At 61.4% G+C, this 18,391-nt stretch carries 18 protein-coding genes and 2 tRNA genes; 15 read left to right on the plus strand and 5 right to left on the minus strand.

From position 1 onward, the window contains the following. Window positions 1-3: 3 nt before the first annotated feature. Window positions 4-1,152, minus strand: a complete 1,149-nt coding sequence (argE, locus tag JX25_RS06625) for an acetylornithine deacetylase (protein WP_241557868.1) — start codon at window positions 1,150-1,152, stop codon at window positions 4-6. A gap of 495 nt (window positions 1,153-1,647) precedes the next feature. Here argE and JX25_RS06630 point away from each other — a divergent pair, with 495 nt between their 5' ends. After that, window positions 1,648-2,862 carry an IS256 family transposase gene (locus JX25_RS06630; RefSeq protein WP_128254264.1) on the plus strand — a complete coding sequence of 405 codons (1,215 nt, stop codon included), beginning with the start codon at window positions 1,648-1,650 and terminating at the stop codon, window positions 2,860-2,862. A gap of 609 nt (window positions 2,863-3,471) precedes the next feature. Here JX25_RS06630 and JX25_RS06635 read toward each other — a convergent pair. Next, a complete protein-coding gene (locus JX25_RS06635; RefSeq protein WP_128254265.1) occupies window positions 3,472-4,662 on the minus strand; it encodes a Hint domain-containing protein in 1,191 nt (396 codons plus the stop codon). Window positions 4,663-5,206: 544 nt separating this feature from the next. Here JX25_RS06635 and JX25_RS06640 point away from each other — a divergent pair. Next, window positions 5,207-5,280, plus strand: a tRNA-Cys gene (locus JX25_RS06640). Between the two features lie 366 nt (window positions 5,281-5,646). After that, window positions 5,647-5,850: a DUF3072 domain-containing protein gene (locus tag JX25_RS06645; protein WP_128254266.1), complete on the plus strand. Its 204-nt coding sequence runs from the start codon at window positions 5,647-5,649 to the stop codon at window positions 5,848-5,850. 43 nt (window positions 5,851-5,893) lie between these two features. On the opposite strand, the gene lepA is transcribed toward JX25_RS06645, so the two are convergent. After that, complete coding sequence (gene lepA, locus JX25_RS06650; RefSeq protein ID WP_164876080.1) at window positions 5,894-7,693, minus strand: translation elongation factor 4; 1,800 nt, start codon at window positions 7,691-7,693, stop codon at window positions 5,894-5,896. A gap of 173 nt (window positions 7,694-7,866) precedes the next feature. Here lepA and JX25_RS06655 point away from each other — a divergent pair, with 173 nt between their 5' ends. After that, the gene (locus JX25_RS06655; RefSeq protein ID WP_128254268.1) at window positions 7,867-8,169 is read left to right on the plus strand and encodes a hypothetical protein; all 303 of its coding nucleotides are present in this window, start codon (window positions 7,867-7,869) and stop codon (window positions 8,167-8,169) included. 100 nt (window positions 8,170-8,269) lie between these two features. Here the strand turns inward: JX25_RS06655 and rpmB are convergent, their stop codons facing one another. After that, window positions 8,270-8,557: a 50S ribosomal protein L28 gene (rpmB, locus tag JX25_RS06660; RefSeq protein WP_128254269.1), complete on the minus strand. Its 288-nt coding sequence runs from the start codon at window positions 8,555-8,557 to the stop codon at window positions 8,270-8,272. A gap of 159 nt (window positions 8,558-8,716) precedes the next feature. On the opposite strand from rpmB, the gene JX25_RS06665 reads away from it, so the two are divergent. Genes JX25_RS06665 through JX25_RS06680 form a run of 4 tightly spaced genes read left to right on the plus strand, consistent with a single transcriptional unit; the run spans window position 8,717 to window position 11,659 of the window. Beyond that, window positions 8,717-9,427, plus strand: a complete 711-nt coding sequence (locus tag JX25_RS06665) for a DUF3108 domain-containing protein (RefSeq protein ID WP_128254270.1) — start codon at window positions 8,717-8,719, stop codon at window positions 9,425-9,427. Between the two features lie 54 nt (window positions 9,428-9,481). Beyond that, a complete protein-coding gene (gene hisD / locus JX25_RS06670) occupies window positions 9,482-10,783 on the plus strand; it encodes a histidinol dehydrogenase (protein WP_128254271.1) in 1,302 nt (433 codons plus the stop codon). After that, the gene (locus JX25_RS06675; RefSeq protein ID WP_128254272.1) at window positions 10,780-11,205 is read left to right on the plus strand and encodes a UPF0262 family protein; all 426 of its coding nucleotides are present in this window, start codon (window positions 10,780-10,782) and stop codon (window positions 11,203-11,205) included. Before hisD ends, JX25_RS06675 begins: the two co-directional genes overlap by 4 nt. 1 nt (window position 11,206) lies before the next feature. Beyond that, window positions 11,207-11,659, plus strand: coding sequence for an arsenate-mycothiol transferase ArsC (locus JX25_RS06680; protein ID WP_128254273.1), 453 nt, complete (start codon window positions 11,207-11,209; stop codon window positions 11,657-11,659). Here the strand turns inward: JX25_RS06680 and JX25_RS06685 are convergent. Further along, window positions 11,656-12,066 carry a GFA family protein gene (locus JX25_RS06685; RefSeq protein WP_128254274.1) on the minus strand — a complete coding sequence of 137 codons (411 nt, stop codon included), beginning with the start codon at window positions 12,064-12,066 and terminating at the stop codon, window positions 11,656-11,658. The two genes, JX25_RS06680 and JX25_RS06685, sit on opposite strands and share 4 nt — an antisense overlap. Before the next feature lie 112 nt (window positions 12,067-12,178). Between JX25_RS06685 and infA the strand changes: the two genes are divergently transcribed. The 7 genes from infA (at window position 12,179) to JX25_RS06720 (ending at window position 18,360) form a co-directional block, all read left to right on the plus strand. After that, the gene (gene infA / locus JX25_RS06690) at window positions 12,179-12,397 is read left to right on the plus strand and encodes a translation initiation factor IF-1 (RefSeq protein ID WP_128254275.1); all 219 of its coding nucleotides are present in this window, start codon (window positions 12,179-12,181) and stop codon (window positions 12,395-12,397) included. Window positions 12,398-12,402: 5 nt separating this feature from the next. Beyond that, complete coding sequence (locus tag JX25_RS06695; RefSeq protein WP_128254276.1) at window positions 12,403-12,978, plus strand: Maf family protein; 576 nt, start codon at window positions 12,403-12,405, stop codon at window positions 12,976-12,978. Further along, the gene (locus JX25_RS06700) at window positions 12,975-14,003 is read left to right on the plus strand and encodes a ribonuclease E/G (protein WP_128254277.1); all 1,029 of its coding nucleotides are present in this window, start codon (window positions 12,975-12,977) and stop codon (window positions 14,001-14,003) included. Before JX25_RS06695 ends, JX25_RS06700 begins: the two co-directional genes overlap by 4 nt. Then, a complete protein-coding gene (locus JX25_RS06705) occupies window positions 14,000-14,164 on the plus strand; it encodes a DNA gyrase inhibitor YacG (RefSeq protein WP_128254278.1) in 165 nt (54 codons plus the stop codon). Before JX25_RS06700 ends, JX25_RS06705 begins: the two co-directional genes overlap by 4 nt. An 87-nt stretch (window positions 14,165-14,251) precedes the next feature. Next, window positions 14,252-14,327, plus strand: a tRNA-Phe gene (locus JX25_RS06710). A gap of 115 nt (window positions 14,328-14,442) precedes the next feature. Further along, window positions 14,443-15,018: a transglycosylase SLT domain-containing protein gene (locus JX25_RS15085; RefSeq protein WP_128254279.1), complete on the plus strand. Its 576-nt coding sequence runs from the start codon at window positions 14,443-14,445 to the stop codon at window positions 15,016-15,018. A gap of 696 nt (window positions 15,019-15,714) precedes the next feature. After that, window positions 15,715-18,360, plus strand: coding sequence for a glycosyltransferase (locus tag JX25_RS06720; RefSeq protein WP_128254280.1), 2,646 nt, complete (start codon window positions 15,715-15,717; stop codon window positions 18,358-18,360). The last annotated feature ends 31 nt before the right edge of the window (window positions 18,361-18,391 follow it).

The raw sequence follows: 18,391 nt of genomic DNA on the forward strand, positions 1-18,391 counted from the left end.
ACATCAGCCCCGCAGCGTGGCCACCAACTGCTGGACCATCGACCAGCCGCGGTCGAACTGTTCCATGCTGATGTATTCATCGGCCTGATGGGCCTGCGCGATATCGCCGGGCCCGCAGACGATCGCGGGGAAGCCAGCAAGCTGGAACTGACCCGCCTCGGTGCCATAGCTGACCATCCCGCCATCATTGGCACCCAGCACCCTGCGCATCAGTGCCTCTGCCGCGTTAGCGGGCTGCGGAAGCAACGGCGGAACATGATGTGTTGCCGTGATCGTGATGGAGGCGTCGGGATGAACGTTTCGCGCCTCGGCCTCCAGCCGCGCCGCCTCGTCCCGGATGCGGCGGATCCAGACCTGCGGATCGTCAGTCGGCATTACGCGCATGCTGAGGCCGAAGCGGCAATCGCGGGCGGTAATGTTTTCTGCCGTGCCGCCGGCAATCGTCCCGACATGCAGCGTCGTCCAGGGCGGGTCGAAATCGCTGGCCACGGCATCGACGGCGCTTTGCGCGTTCATCCGGTTCGCCCAGTCGATCAGGCGCGCGGCCAGCATGATGGCGCTGACCCCCTTGTGCATCCGCGACGAGTGAACCTCGTGCCCCCGCACATGCACCTGAAAGCCATAGCTTCCCTTGTGCGCAAGAACCGGCACAAGCATCGTCGGCTCTCCCACCACCACGGCGGCGGCGGTCGGCAGGCTGCGCTGTATTTCTTCGATCATCGCGGGCGCGGCGATGCAGCCCAGCTCCTCGTCATGCGAAAGCGCGAGAATCAGCGGCCGGGCAAGATTGTCCTTTGCTGCCTGCGCCATTCCTGCCAGCGCCAGTGCGACAAATCCCTTCATGTCGGCGCAGCCACGCCCGTAAAGCCGCTGTTCCCTTTCGCAAACCGTCCACGGATCGCCGGTCCAGTCCTGTCCGTCCACGGGCACCACGTCGGAATGCCCCGACAGGATGATCCCACCCTCCACCTCCGGCCCGGCCAGCGCGTAAAGGCTGGCCTTGGTGCGATCGGCATTCCAGACGCGGTGGGCGGTGATGCCATGGCTGTCCAGAAACTCCTCCACCCAGTCCACAAGGGGAAGATTGCTGTCACGGCTGACGGTGGGAAAGGATACAAGCTTGTCGAGGATCTGGCGCGGTGTCATCTGCATCTGGGATCTCCTGTCCTCCGCACAGGATGGCCCGCGCATGGACGTCCGGTCCAGCAGGAAACCCAGTTGCAAGCGCTGCAGAGGTGTTCGATTGTGGAAGAAGGTGAGCCAGCGCTCCAAACCAGAGGCAGGGGCGATCCGCAAAAAAAAGCGGTAGCGGTGAAAAAGTTGGGAACCCGATCCGGTCGACCTGCATTGGGTGGCCTGACGGATGTGGTAATCGTTTACAAAGTGTGTGCTGGTGGCTTTTTCAGCGGGTTGTGTGGCCCATCCGTCTGCCACCCTCTAGCGTTCGGTGCGGCGCTTCAGGATACTGCATGCTGTCATGGCCAGACAGATCCGCCAGTACCGAACCAGCCTCCCAAAGCTTGCCAAGTCGGTATTTCGGCTGAGCTGGATGTTGATGCCGGATTGATCGGCCTGATCGTCCTTGAGAGTGTCCGAGCTTCTGTGTATTCGTGATGTGGTCCATGCTTCCTGAGAGGAGCACGGCTGATGACGATTTCGAACGAATTGCTGGACGAGCTGCTGAAGGGCTGCAAGCGGCCTGACGATCTGCTTGGCGAGGCCGGGCTGATGAAGGAGCTGAAGATCCGTCTGATGGAACGGATGCTCGGGGCCGAACTGACCGCGCATCTGGGCTATGAGGCCGGTGCCGAGGCCCCGCCGGAACAATCCAACCGCCGCAACGGGATTTCAACCAAGCGGGTCAAGGGTTCGGATGGCGAGGTGCCGCTGTCGGTTCCGCGCGACCGGGATGGCAGCTTTGAGCCTGAGCTGGTGAAGAAGGGTCAGACCCGGATCGACGGGGTGGATGACAAGATCATCGGGCTCTATGCCGCCGGTTTGTCGGTGCGCGACATCCAGTCCCATCTTGAGGATCTGTATGGCCTGCGGGTCTCGCCCGACCTGATCAGCCGCGTGACCGATGCAGTTCTGGACGAGGTGCGCGAGTGGCAGCACCGGGCGCTGGACCGGATGTATCCGATCGTCATTTTCGACGCGCTCAGGGTCAAGATCCGCGATGCCGACAGTCGGATGGTCAAGAACAAGGCGGTCTACATCGCCCTGGGTGTCACCAGGGATGGGGAGCGCGAGGTCCTCGGACTCTGGATCGCCGACAACGAGGGCGCCAAGTTCTGGCTGTCGGTGATGAACGAACTGCGCAACCGGGGGGTTCAGGACATCCTGATCGCGGTCGTGGACGGCCTGAAGGGCTTCCCGCAAGCCATCACAGCGGCCTTCCCGGATACCACAGTTCAGACCTGCATCGTTCACCTGATCCGGCATTCGATGAACTTCTGCAGCTGGAAGGACCGCAAGGCCGTGGCCGCCGATCTGCGCCCGATCTACCAGGCCCCGACGGCGGAGGAGGCCGCCCGACAGTTGGACGGGTTCGAGGAGAAATGGGCCGGGAAATACCCCTCCATTGCCCCGGCCTGGCGCCGGGCCTGGGCCGAGGTGATCCCGTTCTTTGCCTTCAGCGCAGCGATCCGGAAGATCATCTACACCACCAACGCCGTGGAGTCGCTGAACCGGGTGCTGCGGAAGACGCTGAAGACCAAGGGCTCATTCCCCACCGAGGAGGCCGCGACCAAGCTGATCTACCTGGCCATCCGCAACTTCGAGAAGGGCGGTCGTGCGGTTCGTGAATGGGTTGCGGCCCGCAATCAGCTGGCCATAATGTTCGCCGGGCGCTTCGACGCCTGACTGTATCTGAAAACCGTATGGGCCCCGTCAGATACACAGAGTTTCAGACACTCCCATCGTCCTTGTAATCAACACACTGACAAAAGCTGAACAGAAGGGCCGCCCGCTGTCACATCACCCGGTTATCCCGGTGCCGCCGAAGCACATACGTGGACTGGTCCGCCAGCTTCCCCTGCCGAAGAGCCGCCGCTCCCCCTTCTTCTGCCCTCCGACGGAACTTTCTCGTAGACTCGGCAGGTGATCCCACTGAGATTGAGTGCTTCGCAGCCTCACAAGTGAACCCATGAAGTCCATCGTATCCGCGACCCTGTTGGCGATCATCGCCTTGGGCTTTGCAGCATCTACCGCCTCCGCCCACGGCGGCGGTTGTCGCAAGTCCTCGCCTCCCGGCCAATGCTGCCACATGGACAACGGCACAGGCTCCGTGCACTGCCACTGATCCTCACTGGCCGCCACTCGTCGAACAGGATCACCAGCGACAGCAGCACAACCTTGCAACCTAGAAGTCGACGATCGGCATTGCGTCCCTAATGGGAAAGCGGCCCCCGAAGGGGCCGCTTCAATGCCGCCAGTATGGCAAGTGAGATAAGGGAAGCGTCGGCCCCTAAGTCACATGACCAGAGGCTGCCCGTTGGAAACATGCCGCATGGCCAGTTTGCGACCCTGACGACCCGACAGCAACAAACGGGCACCGATCGCTTCGTAGTCTTCCTCTTTCAGTTCCGGGAAGATTGCGAAGATCTCGTCCAAGGCCGCCTTGCCGACGCCGCTCAGCGCCTGCGCACCGGTGTAGAGCGACTCCGTCTCGGCACCGTTCGAGATCACCACCTCATGCTGATCAAACAGGAAGTGGTAATAGTGCACCTCTTCCAGATCGTCCGCGATGTCGATCCCGTCGAGGCAAAGAAGCTGCTTCGCGGCAACGAGAACCTCGTTCGTGTCGAACATGCGGATCGCGATTTTCGAACGGACAAGCACGCGGTGCTGCGGAGAGACCAGAAGGTCGGAGGAAGGAACGCCGTCCCCGAGAGCACCAGCCTTGATGCGGATCGGGCGAAGCTTCGGGTTCGCCTGCAATGTCGTGGCCAGCAGCCTGCGCGAGCCGATCCATTTGAGCGGCTTGTCACCATTGTCCTTGGTGCACACCAGATCGCCGACCTGCAGCTCCTCAACCGGACGGTAGCCTTGGGGGGTCAGGATCAGGGTTCCAGCCGCGAAGCAGACGATATCGTTGATCTCTCCGGGCGGGATGACGAGATCAGCATTAGGATCTGCTGTCTGAGTGGTCACCACCGTGTTGAGCAGGCCATTCACACCACCGGGAATGAGAGGCGAGACAACTGGGTTGGCGACAAGTTCGGTCAGCGAAACATCCACGAGAGGAGTCGTAGAAAGGGGGGTCGAAAGGGTCCCGGTGACTGTCAGGTTGTCCGCATCCAGAGGAGCTTCGGTGATGATGTAAACGCTTCCATCCTCGCCGATAAAGTAGTTCCCTTGGACCGGGTTCACCTGCAGAGTCAGTCCCGTACCGAGAACGCCGAGCTCCAGTTCAGCGTTGCTGAAGGTAACACCGCCCCCGTAGGTTCCGGGTACAGGAGCACCGTCCACCACAGGCGCCAGAAAATCGCCCGTCGATACGGTTTCTGGCTCGGAGCCATCGCCGGTACCGTCTACGTTGTAGCCGGAGAAAGCGGTCGACTGCCCGAAGGAGTTCAGCACCCCGGTCGGAGGCAGGATAACAACGGGTGTTTCAGCGGCAAGGTCAATCGTCGCGCCGTTGATCTGTGTAATATATGGCATCTAAATCCTCATGATTCACCGATGTCCCCACCAAAAGTGGGAGACGAAAGCAGGCGATTAAGTGGAAGATAGCTACCCCTCAGACTGATTATCATAACGCGATACAGAGTTACGAACATTTTCAGTTTTAATTATATTTTACATGGCTGTACGACGGGAACGCTTTTTTGTGGCTTCGCCAGGATTGCGTCCAGAAGCTTACCGAGATCCTGACTGACCTGCTCGCCCTTCACGGCCTCATAGGGCGCGGGCACCGCTCTTTGTTGCTGTCCTGCACCTGCGCGAGATAGGCGCGGGACATCAGTATCGCGGGTCCGCATAACGGTCGGCGGCTGCGGTAAAGCCGGATTTTTCGAGATCCATGGCTCTCTCCTTGGCCCGGGATGTCGTTCATGATGTGGGCGCATACTTACCGCTTGCGCCAAGGCGGCGCAGGACCAGCGGAACGGATCGCTTCCGGAACGGGATTGTTGAAAGCTTTGTTGAGAGCAACCTCTTGCGTCGCGCCATCACGTCGGCTAAACCCCTTTCTACCTTGAAGGCTGGCGGGTTGGCGGAGAGGTTACGCAGCGGATTGCAAATCCGTGAAGACCGGTTCGATTCCGGTACCCGCCTCCACATCTCTTCAATAATCTGCATCACCTTCGGTCTGCGATTGGGATCACGGGTCGTGGGCAATTTGCATGTCCCTTCCGTGTTTTTAGCCTGGACGGCTGAAGCCGGGACCATCCGCCCGAGGAACGCCCCCACCCGAAGTTATCTGAAGCCCCGACGGTGCCGAGGATTCACTTGAACGAGATGGATCAGCGGTTTCCAGCTCCGAATATCCACAGCAAGGGTTCGGACCAAGGTGCAGATCTTTCAAATGGAAAGTGCCGCAGATTGTGCATCATCCGCCGCTGCGAGGCGACCGACAGGCAATCAGGCGCCGGAACATTCACCCCTGCCTGACGTTGCAGAACGCAGCGTGAACAGGAGCAGCCAATGACGAATCCGAAAGCACATCCCGAAGGCAATGCCGAGAAAGATCCAGCTGATTGGGTCACGGGCGACGAAGCGATGACCGGCGCACAGGCGAGTTATCTCAAGACCCTGAGCGAAGAAGCGGGAGAGACGTTCGACGACAGCCTGACGAAGGCGCAGGCAAGCGAGAGGATCGAGGAGTTGAAGGCCCAAACGGGCCGCTGATGCCTTGAACGAAAACGGCGGGCAAAGTTGCCCGCCGTTCGTGTCAGCTGTCCATCTTCAGGGCGCTGATGAAAGCTTCCTGCGGAATCTCCACCTTGCCGAACTGGCGCATCTTCTTTTTACCCGCCTTCTGCTTTTCCAGAAGCTTCTTCTTCCGGGTCGCGTCACCGCCGTAACATTTGGCCGTCACGTCCTTGCGCATCGCAGAGATCGTTTCCCGCGCGATCACCCGTCCGCCGATCGCGGCCTGCACGGGGATCTTGAACATGTGACGCGGGATCAGCTCTTTCAGCTTCTCGCACATCACACGGCCACGGGCTTCGGCCCGGTCCCGGTGCACCATCATCGAAAGCGCATCCACAGGCTCGTCATTCACGAGGATGGACATCTTCACGAGGTTATCCTCGCGGTATTCGCTGATCTGGTAGTCGAAGGATGCATAGCCTTTCGTGACCGACTTGAGGCGGTCATAGAAGTCGAACACCACTTCGGCCAGCGGCAGGTCATAGACGACCATTGCGCGGCTGCCGGCATATGACAGATCCAGCTGGATGCCGCGACGATCCTGGCACAGCTTCAGAATGTCGCCCAGATACTCGTCCGGCACCATGATCGTGGCCTTGATGCGCGGCTCCTGGATATGGTCGACATAGGTCAGGTCGGGCATGTCGGCAGGGTTGTGCAGCTCGCGCACCTCGCCGTCCTTCATGTGAAGCTTGAACACCACGCTCGGGGCGGTGGTGATAAGGTCCATGTCGTATTCGCGTTCCAGACGGTCGCGGATCACTTCAAGATGCAGCAGGCCAAGGAAGCCGCAGCGGAAGCCGAAGCCCAGTGCTGCCGATGTCTCCATCTCATAGCTGAAGGAGGCGTCGTTCAGGGCCAGCTTCTCGATCGCGTCGCGCAGATCCTCGAAATCGTTCGCATCAACGGGGAACAGGCCGCAGAACACGACGGGCTGGGCCGGCTTGAAGCCCGGAAGCGGCTTGTCGGTGCCCTTCTTTTCATGCGTGATCGTGTCTCCGACGCGTGTGTCGCGCACCTGCTTGATCGAAGCTGTCAGCACGCCGATCTCGCCCGGGCCCAGTTCGGCGATATCCACCATGGCGGGTTTCAGCACGGCCAAACGGTCGATGCCGTAAACCGCTCCGGTCTGCATCATCTTCACGCGGTCGCCCCTGCGGATCACCCCGTCCATCACGCGGATCATGACCACGACGCCCAGATAGGGATCGTACCACGAATCGACCAGCATCGCCTTCAGGGGCGCGTCGCGGTCGCCTTTCGGGGCGGGAAGACGCTGAACGATCGCCTCCAGCACCTCCGGAATGCCCATGCCCGACTTGGCCGAGATCGGAATCGCCTGCGAGGCGTCGATGCCGATCACATCCTCGATCTGCGCCTTGACCCGGTCCGGCTCTGCCGCGGGCAGGTCGATCTTGTTCAGCACCGGCACGATCTCGTGATCGGCATCCAGCGCCTGATATACGTTGGCAAGCGTCTGCGCCTCGACCCCCTGGGATGCGTCCACGACCAGAAGCGAGCCTTCAACGGCCCGCATCGACCGGCTGACTTCATAGGCAAAGTCCACGTGGCCGGGGGTGTCGATCAGGTTCAGGATATAGGTGTGGCCATCCTTTGCCGGATACTCGATCCGGACGGTGTTGGCCTTGATGGTGATGCCGCGCTCACGCTCGATATCCATCGCGTCAAGCATTTGCGCTTTCATGTCGCGTTCGGCCACCGTCCCCGTCAGCTGGATCAGCCGATCTGCAAGGGTGGATTTGCCGTGGTCGATATGCGCCACGATGGAGAAGTTGCGGATGCGGTCGAGCTGGGTCATGACGCGCATATGACCATGAAACAACACCCGGTCAATGCCCTTCGCGTGACGTCACAACCCCGCGAGGGAAAGAGCGACCCCGGCGCCGGTGTTGCATAATCCTTAACGGCCCTCATACTCGCACGTATTCGGCACAGGGCAGCACAAGACCGCCCGAAACACGAGGCAGACAGATGAAGAAAACAATGCTTGCAGCGGCGCTGATCGCGACCGCGTTCCCGATGATCGCATCCGCCGGCCCGGTGGAGCGGGCCTGCCTGCGATCCGACCGCGGCGCAGGCAATGCCCAGATATGTTCGTGCATCCAGCAGGCGGCCGACATGACGCTGAACTCCTCGGATCAGCACCGCGCCGCCGCCTTCTTCAAGGATCCGGACGAAGCGCAGGCGATGCGCGTGTCCCGCAAATCCAGCGACAGCGCTTTCTGGAACCGCTACAAGAGTTTCGGACAGGCGGCGCAGGCCTATTGCGGCTGAACCGGAGGGCGGATTTTCCGCCCTTCCCCTCCGCACCAATGAAACGCAAAAAGCCCCGCCGCATGGGCGAGGCCTTGATCTTGCGGATATCGGCGTGGGATCAGGCGGTTGCCTGAGCCTTCGCAATCTCTTTCTTGATCTTCAGTGCGTTCGCCGACAGGTCGCCATCGGCGGTTTTTGCCAGATAAGCGTCCAGACCACCGCGGTGATCGACCGTGCGCAGGGCAGCTGCCGAAACGCGGAACTTGAACGATTGACCCAGAACGTCAGAGATCAGGGTAACGTCGTTCAGGTTCGGCAGGAAGCGCCGACGGGTCTTGTTGTTGGCGTGCGAGATTTTGTTGCCCGTCATCGGGCCCTTACCGCTCAGTTCGCAGACGCGCGACATGATGTTGATCCTTCAAACATGATGGGCACCGCCGAAAGGCAGAGCGCCGAAAATCCGTTGGGCGTCCTTAATGGCATGCCACCCCGGCGTCAAGCAGGAAGCGACATGGCAACACCGCGTATCTGCAATATATAGGTCGGACTGCCGAAAGGACACCCGATGCGAAAGATCACCCTTGCCCTTCTTGCCTTTCTGCTGGCCCTTCCGGCCACGGCCCAGCAGACCGAGCAGGCAAGCTATTCCCTGACCATCCGCGGCATCACCGCCGGCAGCCTGCGGATCGCCGCGCGGGTGGAGGATGGCCGTTATTCCGTCAACGGCGTGCTGGAAAGCGGCGGGCTCGTCGGCATCCTGCGCCGCATCCGTTATGACGCCAGTGCGCAGGGGCGCGTGACGGGGAACAGGTTCATCCCCTCCTCCTATGCCGAGCGTGCGGACAATAACGGGCGTACGCGCAGCGGCACGATGGATTATCGCGCCGGTGTGCCGCAGGTGAAGGAATACGATCCGCCCCGGCGCGCGGATGAAGATGACGTGGACGCCGCGACGCAAGCCGGAACCGTCGATCCGCTGACCGCGCTTTATGCCACGTTGCGCGATGTGCCACCCGGGCAGGAATGCGGCCGGTCGCTTCGCATCTTCGACGGGCGGCGTGCGACCGAGATCGCGCTGTCCCAGCCCCGCAGGCAGAACGGGGCGGTGACGTGCAACGGCGAATTCCGCCGCTTGGGTGGCTATTCCGCGCGGGAGATGGCCGAAAAACGTGTCTTTCCCTTCACGCTGACCTATCGCCCCGCGGGCGACATGATGCGCGTCACCCAGATCACCACCGATACCGTTTACGGTCAGGCACGCCTGACACGGCGCTGATGTCTTGAGGGCCTCTTCCGCGCTTGGTATGCCTGCGCGGGTAAGGAGACCCCAATGCCCCAGTTCCTGTCCACCCGCGACGCCGATTTCGAACAGGCCTTCACCGCGCTTCTGGGAATGAAGCGGGAGGACAGCCCTGATGTGGATGCCATTGTCGGCACGATCATCGCGGATGTGCGCGAACGGGGCGATGCGGCGGTGATCGAGCTTACCTCGCGTTTCGACCGGCTGGACCTGACGCCCGCAACGCTCTCTTTCACCCCTGACGAGATCGAGGCAGAGATCGCCAAGGTGTCGCCCGAGGATCGGGCTGCGCTGGAGCTGGCTGCAGAACGTATCCGCGCCTATCACGCCCGCCAGATGCCGGAGGATCAACGATGGACGGATGCAAGCGGTGCATCCCTTGGCTGGCGCTGGACGCCGGTCTCGGCGGCGGGGCTCTATGTGCCTGGCGGGCTGGCAAGCTACCCCTCTTCCGTCCTGATGAACGCGATCCCTGCCAAGGTGGCGGGGGTTGAACGGCTGGCCATCGCCTGCCCCACGCCGGGCGGTGTGGTCAATCCGCTGGTATTGCTGGCAGCGTCGCTGGCCGGCGTTGATGTGGTGTACCGCATCGGCGGCGCGCAGGCGATCGCGGCACTTGCCTATGGCACCGAAACCGTCGCTCCGGTGGACAAGATCACCGGCCCCGGCAACGCCTTCGTGGCAGCGGCCAAGCGGAGGGTGTTCGGCAAGGTCGGGATCGACATGATCGCCGGCCCGTCCGAGATTCTCGTGATTGCCGATGCCGAAAACGACCCCGACTGGATCGCGCTGGACCTGCTGTCACAGGCCGAACATGACGAAAGCGCCCAGTCGATCCTGATCACGGATGACGCCGCGTTCGGGCGCGCCGTGGCCGAAGCCGTCGAAGCCCGCCTGCAAACGCTGGAACGTCGGGCGATCGCTGCCAAAAGCTGGCAGGATTTCGGCGCGGTCATCGTGGCGGATGATCTGGAACAGGCCGCCGCGCTGTCCAACCGCGTCGCCCCCGAACACCTGGAGCTTTGCGTGGCCGACCCCGAAGCCCTGGCCGATCGCATCACCCATGCCGGCGCGATTTTTCTTGGCGCATGGACGCCCGAGGCTATTGGCGATTATGTCGGCGGCCCGAACCACGTGCTGCCCACCGCCAGATCGGCCCGCTTCTCCTCGGGGCTGTCGGTGATGGATTTTCTCAAGCGTACCACCCTTGCCCGCATGACACCCGAGGCGCTGGCCGCCATCGGCCCTGCCGCCGAACGTCTGGCAATCTCGGAAAGCCTTGAAGCGCACGGCCTGTCCGTTCGCGCGCGGCTGGACCGGCTGAACCGATGACGCGGCTGGTGAACATCACGATCGACGCCGAACCGGGCGGCGATTGCCGCGCCGCGATGGACGATCTGGCGCAGGAGAACAACTTCGCCCTGCTTGATCTGGAAGGCCCCTACGATTTGCATCTGGCCATGCGCGAAGGGCGTGTCGTGTTTGCCGTTTCGGCAAGCGGGGCCATGCGGGAGTTTCATCTTTCGCTTGGCCCGTTCCGGCAGGTCGTGAAGGATTACTTCCAGATCTGCGACAGCCTGATCGAAGCCAAGAACCGCCTGCCTGCCGACCGCATAGAAGCCATCGACATGGCGCGGCGCGGCATCCACAACGAAGGCGCCCGCATCGTGCAGGAGCGTCTGGCAGGCAAGGCGCAGGTGGATCTGGAAACGGCCCGCCGGCTTTTTACCCTGATTTGCGCGATGCAGAGGTAGCATGGACAAGATGCCCGCCTCCATCCTCTTCTGCTGCGATCACAATGCCGTCCGTTCGCCCATGGCAGAAGGATTGATGAAGCAGCTTTACGGCACGCGCAGCTATGTCCAGTCTGCCGGCGTACGGAACGATCTGGAAATCGACGGCTTTTCCGTTGCCGTCTGCCGCGAGCTTGGGATCGAACTGGAACGCCACCGCACCCGATCCTTCGAGGATATGCGCGACCGGGGAGAGGAGCTTTCCGGCTTCGAACTGATCATCGCCCTGTCTGCCGCCAGCCGCGACATGGCCGAAAAGCTGACCCGCCGCCATCACTTGGCGGTGGAACATTGGCCGATCATCGATCCGGTCGGCACCGGAGAGAATCGTGAGGCGAAGCTTGAAGCCTATCGCCGGACGCGCGACCAGATCCGCGAACGGATGATCGCGCGGTTCGGCCCGCCAGAACGTTAGATCCTTTCAAAGCGCAGAACGCCGATCCGCCCGTTGCTGGACCCGTCGCTGGGATGGTTGACCCCGTCCGAAACCGGCACCTCGGCGAAATCGAACGGGCTTACACCCTGCAGGCAAGCGACGTTCACGCCGTATTCCTCGGGGTTCGAACGGCGCTGGTGGTGGGTATAGATACCGCAGCGCGAACAGAAATAATGCCGCGCCTGACCGGTGTTGAACTGGTAAAGCGTCAGCAGGTCCTGCCCCTGATGGATCGCGATCCCGTCCAGCCGCGCCGAAACCGCCACGGCCCCGCGCATCCGGCAGAACGAACAGTCGCAACGGCGGGCGGTGCTCAGCCCATCGCTCAGCGTCACGCTGAACTTTACGCTGCCGCAGTGACAGGCGCCCTCGTACGTGTCGGTCATTTCATTCCTCCGTCTGCCCGAATCGCTTTTGCACTTGAAAAAAATGATTCTGGGGCGCATCTAACCGCGCAAGCCCCGCTGCATGCGGGGCATTATCCATTCTGGAGACAACATGGCCAAGGAAGACATTCTCGAATTCCCCGGTGTCGTGAAGGAACTCCTGCCCAACGCCACATTCAGGGTCGAACTCGATAATGGCCATGAATTGATCGCGACAATGGCAGGCAAGATGCGCAAAAACCGCATCCGCGTTCTGGCAGGCGACAAGGTGCAGGTGGAAATGACACCCTACGACCTTACCAAGGGTCGCATCAACTACCGCTTCAAGTAAGGCCCATGCGCCTTATCCTTGGCTCGGCCAGTCCCCGGCGGAAAGAACTGCTGGGGCAGCTTGGCATCCAGCCGGATGCCATCACCCCGCCCGATATCGATGAAACGCCGCTGAAGGACGAGCTTCCGCGCCCTTATTGCGCACGCATCGCCCGCGCAAAGGCCGAAGCTGTCGCAAGTGGCCCTGACGATGTGGTGCTGTGCGCCGACACGACCGTTGCCCTTGGGCGGCGGATCATGGGCAAGCCTGCCGACAAGGCGCAAGCTGCGCAATTCCTGATCGCGCTTGGCGGACGCCGCCACCAGATCATCACTGCCGTCGTTGTGCGGCGGGGGGAACGTGTGTTCACGCGCGAAGTCGTCAGTCACGCCAAGATGAAGCGGCTGTCGGACATCGAACTGAACGCTTATCTTGATTCGGGCGATTGGCAGGGCAAAGCCGGCGGCTACGGCATTCAGGGCGCAGCGGGCGCGTTCATTCCCTGGATCTCGGGTTCGTTCACCGGCATTGTCGGCCTGCCTTTGGCCGAAACGGCACAACTTCTGGCCGCCGCTGGCTGGCCCGTCTGGAGGACGGCATGAAAGGTCGCGTGATCCATCTGGACCACCTGAACGGCCGTGAGGCTGCTGCACTGGTCGTCGACGGGCAACTGCATGATCTGCTGATCGCCCCGCAGAATGACCTGCCCCTTCCGGGCGCGATCTTCCGCGGGATAGTCGACCGTCCCGTCAAGGGACAGGGCGGCGTGTTCGTTCGCCTGCCCCACGGATCGGGGTTCCTGCGGCAGGTGTCCGGCCTTGCACCGGGGCAACGCGTTCTGGTGCAGGTGACCGGTACGGCGGAAGCTGGCACAGCCACGCCCGTCAGCCTGCGCCTGTTGTTCAAAAGCCGCTTTTGCATCATCACGCCGGGGGCGCCGGGGCTCAATGTGTCGCGCCGCATCCGCGATGAGGATCTGCGCGAAGAGCTGACTGCGCTTGCAGCGGGCGTAATGCAGGGGTCGGAGCATGGTGTGATCCTGCGTTCGGCCTGCGCGGACGCCCCCGACGACGAGATTGCCGAGGATATCGCCGCCACCCGCGCGCTTGCCGAGGCTGTCTTGTCCGACATGGATGGCGATCCGGAACTGCTGGTGGACGGCCCTGCCCCGCATGAGGCTGCGTGGCGTGACTGGACCGACGTTCCAGCCGACGAGGTAACAGAAGGATCGTTCGAATCCGGCGGTGTGCTGGAGATGATCGATGCGGCGCTGGACAGCGTCGTGCCACTGGCTGCCGGCGCTTCCATGATCATCGAAACGACGCGCGCGCTGGTGGCCATCGACGTGAATACCGGGCCCGATACCTCACCGGCGGCAGGCATGAAGGCCAACGTCGCTGCGGCCCGCGATTTGCCGCGCCAGCTTCGCCTGCGTGGCTTGGGCGGCCAGGTCGTGGTTGATTTCGCGCCGATGTCCAAGAAAGATCGTGCAACCCTGGATCAGGTTCTTCGCGCGGCCTTCAAGGCCGAGGCGGCGGAAACCAGCCTTGTTGGCTGGACGGCGATGGGTCTTTACGAGCTGGTTCGCAAACGTGACCGCATTCCGCTTACGGAGGCGCTGGCATGAGCTGCCCGATCTGCGGCAAGGAGGCGGATGCGAAATACCGCCCCTTCTGCTCCCGCCGCTGCGCGGATGTGGATCTGGCCCGCTGGCTGAACGGCAGTTACGCCCTGCCCGCCACCGAGGATGAGCCGCCCGAAGAAGAAACATTCCCAACTCAGCATTAAGATGACGTTTTTCTGAGAAACCCTCTGGACACCCCCCACGCGCTGCCGTATCAGTGCGCCACCGAAGCGAGGGACCTCGCTGAAAGTGCCCGGATAGCTCAGTTGGTAGAGCAGCGGATTGAAAATCCGCGTGTCGGCGGTTCAAATCCGTCTCCGGGCACCACTTTCAATCAACATCATCACGCTGATAATCATCTGTTCATTCGATGATGGTATCGGCCATTTCCCTCCCCTCGCGCTCCGGTTACGGTGCCTGAAAAACACGAAGGGGCAGGACCGTGCGAAAGTTGATTCAGGCATGCGCCGTTATGCTGCTGGTGGCATCATGCGCAAGCAATGCCACACCACCGCGGAATGCGACAAATGCATGCGCCATTCTGGCTGAAAGGCCTGATTTCGCCCGTGCCATGCGCGCGTCGGAACGCAAGTGGGGCGTTCCGGTACATGTGCAGATGGCGACCATCTATCAGGAATCGAGTTTCAGGGGCGATGCACGTCCCCCGCGCCGCTGGCTGCTTGGTTTCATTCCAAGGGGTCGCGCCAGTTCGTCATATGGCTATGCCCAAGCGCTGGACAGCACGTGGCGAGAGTATCAGGAGAAAGAGGGTGGACGCTGGGCCCGGCGGGACCGCATTCATGACGCAGCGGACTTCATAGGATGGACGATGTCGCAGACCGAACGGTCCATGGGAATCTCGCGCCATGACGCAGCAAACCAGTATCTGGTTTTCCACGAGGGCCGCACAGGCTACAGGCGCGGCACATACCGCAACAAGCCATGGCTGATGAATGTGGCAAGGCGAGTCGAAACCCGCGCCGCAAATTACAAACGACAGCTTGCAAGCTGCAGATAGCCGCTGGCCACGGCTGAATAACGGCATGCGCCAGACAGACGTGCAGAGCCGGCAAGCAAGCGTTCAAAGATCCCGACGAGACGGCAGATAGGCGGGAACCGAACTGCTGCGAGCGTGTTTGCTGGCAGACGGGTGTGGTGCTTGTGTCACGATTTTTCGCTGCACAGTGGTTCAGCGCGTTTTTTTGTAACCCACCCGTCAAATTCAGCCTGCATGATAAGCTGCCCGCGATGCCTATGCGTGTGGGGCGAACTGCAGGCTAAGGCAACAGCAGCCATTATCCGAAGCCAGTTCGCTGGATTTCTGGGAACTTGGGGCTTCTACGGCACTTCACTGCGCATCTTCAGATATGTCCCGGTATGCCATGAAAAGTGCTGGTCGGGGCGATAGATTCGAACCTACGACCTTCGGTGCCCGAATCCATGACAACATCATGTTCTGATTGCTGATTCCTGCAAAACCGCCCCTGAACCGCTGACGTGATAACAATGGGTTACACGACATCCGTAAAAGACTTCGGGCGCTCCGAGTCGGGCCAGACGGCGCGTGACACATCCGAGGTGAACGGCATCAGGCAAGGCGTCGCAAAGTGGGCAACACACGATCTACCACCGGGGGTCGGGCTCTGCTAACACCGCTGCAGGCAGGCCGAGGAGACGCAGCCTCGGTTACGAACATGATCAGTGGGACTTTTGGATGAGCACTAAGAAACCGTCCGGCGTGAACGAAGACGCACTTTTCGACGCAGACTGGTATACGTCTCGCTATCCTGATGTGGCCCTGACCGGCTTGGATCCGCGCGATCATTACAATCGCTATGGTGTGATGTTCCAGCGGCAGCCGTCCCCATCGTTCTCGGCAAGGATCTACGCACACCACCACCAGTTGGCGAAAGATGCCAATCCGATCGAGCATTTCCAAGCATATTTCGCCGATCGTCCCCTCAGGACCGCAAAACCGAGATTTCCCGTCGCGGATCTGCAAACCAAGCTCTGGAGCGGCTTTGCCGGACAGACGGAGAAACTGCTGGTCGCGGCGGTTGCCGACGATGCACGCAGCGATAAAGAGAGAGCCGCCGCCTGCTTCACGCTGGCGCGCTGGAACAGCCTGCGCGGCGACTACGAGCAGAGCCTGAGGTTCCTCAAGATGATCCGGAAGTTCGACGTCAAGCTTTTCCGGTCCCGGCGCGTAAAGCTGATGATCATCGACACGCTCATTGAGAAAGGGGATTTCCCCGCTGCGGAAGAAAAGATCGACTTCGTCCTGCGAAAGGGGCCGGACGGCGATTTCCTTTGCGCCAAGAGCAACCTTCTGCTGGCACGCGATGGCGTTGCCAGCACGGACGCCCGCCTCGAGAGCCTGAACCAGATCTACACCTCGGCGGACCTAGACCCGATTTCCCTCATCGATCCCGAACTGGGCCTGACGTTTGGCAACATTGCCTATGCAAACCGTCCGCCGCATGATCCCGACGCGCCGCTCGTGAGCGTGCTCGTTCCTGTCTATAACGCAGGAACCTTCCTCGAAGTGGCCATCCGGTCCCTGCTGGGTCAAAGCTGGCCCAACCTCGAGATCATTTGCGTCGAGGACCGGAGCACCGACGACAGCTGGGCCCAGCTTCAGCAGCTGGCCGCCGAGGACGACCGTCTGAAGATCTATCAGAACGACGTCAACATGGGTGCCTACCCCACCCGCAACCGCGCCCTGTCGTTGGCGCGGGGACAGTACATCACCGTGCATGACAGCGATGACTGGTCGCACCACCAGATGATCGAGATGCAGATGAAGGCGCTGCTGGAGGCGCCCGAGGCCAAAGCCTCCTGCTCTTTCATGACGCGAGCGATGCCCAGCCTCCGGTTCAACCTGAGGCCGCAGCGCGAAAGGCTCGAATACGTTCACCGGAGCTATCCGTCCCTGCTGATCTCGCGCGCCTCGCTGGAGGAGCTGGGCGAATGGGATGGCGTATTCGCCAATGCCGACGACGAGCTGATCCAGCGGATGTACAGCCTGTGGGGCAAGGACTGCATCATCGATGCCTATCCCAGCATCCCCTTCTCGTTCTTCCTAGTGCACGAAAACTCGCTGACCCAGCAGAAGGGCACCAGCCTCAACAGCCTTACCTTCGGCATCCGGCGCGAGTATGCGCGGCAGGCCGCCTACTGGCGGGCGAAGCGGCTGGAGGAAGGCAACGTCTCTGACATGGCGCTTCAGCGCACGTCGATGAAGTCGCCCTTTCCCATCCCGCAAGGCCTTGCGCCCCGCCACTGGGAGAAGAACTGGAGATACGACGTCATCCTGATCTCGGATCTGAGTCTTCTGGGCGGCACGCGGCGATGCAATGAAGCCTACATCAAGGCCGCCATTGCCGACGGAAAGCGTGTCGGCTTGTTCCACTGGCCACGATACGACCTCAAGATCGTGGACATCGCGAAAGAGTATCTGGAGCTGACGTATCACGACAACGTCGACATCATCGTTCCCGAAGACACCGTCGAGGCGAGCCTGGTCCTGATTCACCACCCGCCGATCCTGAACTACCGCATTGATCGCGTGCCGACCATCAACGCGAAACATGTCGCCGTTTTGGCGAACCAGTCGCCGATGCAGCGGTGGAGCGAGGTCCCGTTCTACTATGACGCATTGGATGTGGAGCAGACCTGCATCGAGCTGTTCGGCCAGCGGCCGGCCTGGATTCCGATCTCGCAGCGCGTGAAGAACATGATGTCCATGATGCCGGGCTTCCACAACGTGCATGGCGAGATCTGGAGCCCCCCTTATGAAGGCGATGTTCCGCTGCAGGCAGAGCTTCCGGTCGACTTCGGCGGGGACCGTCGCGTTCAACTTGGACGACACTCGCGGGATCACTGGACGAAGTGGCCGGCTGCGGCGGAGGATATCCGTCTGGCCTACTGCGCCGACGTGAAGAACGTGGACGTGTCGTTCCTAGGCGGTATCCGCTCGATGCGCGACCGCTTGTCCGGCGTGCCAGACAACTGGACGATCCATGAATTCGATACGAAGCCGGTGAACAGTTACCTCAAGTCCCTCGACTTCTTCGTCCATTATACACACGAAGATTACATTGAGGAGTTTGGACGGAACGTCATGGAGGCGATGGCCGCGTCCCGGGTGGTGATTCTGCCGCCGTCGTTCAAGGACATCTTCGGACGCGCGGCAATCTACGTGCCAGCCTATGACGTGACCCGCATCATCTGGCGCCTGTGGGCCGATCCGGCAGAGTATCTGAAGCAGGCGCAGAGGGGGTTGGACTTCGTGCGCAGCAACTGCAGCGAAGATGTGGTTGCGGCGCGGCTTACCGACTTGATGGAGTACAGCAGCTGATCACTTGCTGTATCCGCAGTGAGACAGAAGA

It is taken from the genome of Falsirhodobacter deserti, assembly GCF_004015795.1.
In the GTDB taxonomy this organism is placed as follows: Bacteria; Pseudomonadota; Alphaproteobacteria; order Rhodobacterales; family Rhodobacteraceae; genus Falsirhodobacter; species Falsirhodobacter deserti.

Bases quoted from the DNA above. Each gene is read 5' to 3' on its own strand.
- JX25_RS06705 (WP_128254278.1), top strand. From the start codon at position 14,000: ATGAGCTGCCCGATCTGCGGCAAGGAGGCGGATGCGAAATACCGCCCC.
- rpmB (WP_128254269.1), bottom strand. From the start codon at position 8,557: ATGTCGCGCGTCTGCGAACTGAGCGGTAAGGGCCCGATGACGGGCAAC.
- JX25_RS06685 (WP_128254274.1), bottom strand. From the start codon at position 12,066: ATGACCGACACGTACGAGGGCGCCTGTCACTGCGGCAGCGTAAAGTTC.
- JX25_RS06695 (WP_128254276.1), top strand. From the start codon at position 12,403: ATGCGCCTTATCCTTGGCTCGGCCAGTCCCCGGCGGAAAGAACTGCTG.
- JX25_RS06635 (WP_128254265.1), bottom strand. From the start codon at position 4,662: ATGCCATATATTACACAGATCAACGGCGCGACGATTGACCTTGCCGCT.
- infA (WP_128254275.1), top strand. From the start codon at position 12,179: ATGGCCAAGGAAGACATTCTCGAATTCCCCGGTGTCGTGAAGGAACTC.
- JX25_RS06630 (WP_128254264.1), top strand. From the start codon at position 1,648: ATGACGATTTCGAACGAATTGCTGGACGAGCTGCTGAAGGGCTGCAAG.
- JX25_RS06675 (WP_128254272.1), top strand. From the start codon at position 10,780: ATGACGCGGCTGGTGAACATCACGATCGACGCCGAACCGGGCGGCGAT.
- lepA (WP_164876080.1), bottom strand. From the start codon at position 7,693: ATGACCCAGCTCGACCGCATCCGCAACTTCTCCATCGTGGCGCATATC.
- JX25_RS06655 (WP_128254268.1), top strand. From the start codon at position 7,867: ATGAAGAAAACAATGCTTGCAGCGGCGCTGATCGCGACCGCGTTCCCG.
- JX25_RS06700 (WP_128254277.1), top strand. From the start codon at position 12,975: ATGAAAGGTCGCGTGATCCATCTGGACCACCTGAACGGCCGTGAGGCT.
- JX25_RS06665 (WP_128254270.1), top strand. From the start codon at position 8,717: ATGCGAAAGATCACCCTTGCCCTTCTTGCCTTTCTGCTGGCCCTTCCG.
- JX25_RS06680 (WP_128254273.1), top strand. From the start codon at position 11,207: ATGGACAAGATGCCCGCCTCCATCCTCTTCTGCTGCGATCACAATGCC.
- argE (WP_241557868.1), bottom strand. From the start codon at position 1,152: ATGCAGATGACACCGCGCCAGATCCTCGACAAGCTTGTATCCTTTCCC.
- hisD (WP_128254271.1), top strand. From the start codon at position 9,482: ATGCCCCAGTTCCTGTCCACCCGCGACGCCGATTTCGAACAGGCCTTC.
- JX25_RS06720 (WP_128254280.1), top strand. From the start codon at position 15,715: ATGAGCACTAAGAAACCGTCCGGCGTGAACGAAGACGCACTTTTCGAC.
- JX25_RS06645 (WP_128254266.1), top strand. From the start codon at position 5,647: ATGACGAATCCGAAAGCACATCCCGAAGGCAATGCCGAGAAAGATCCA.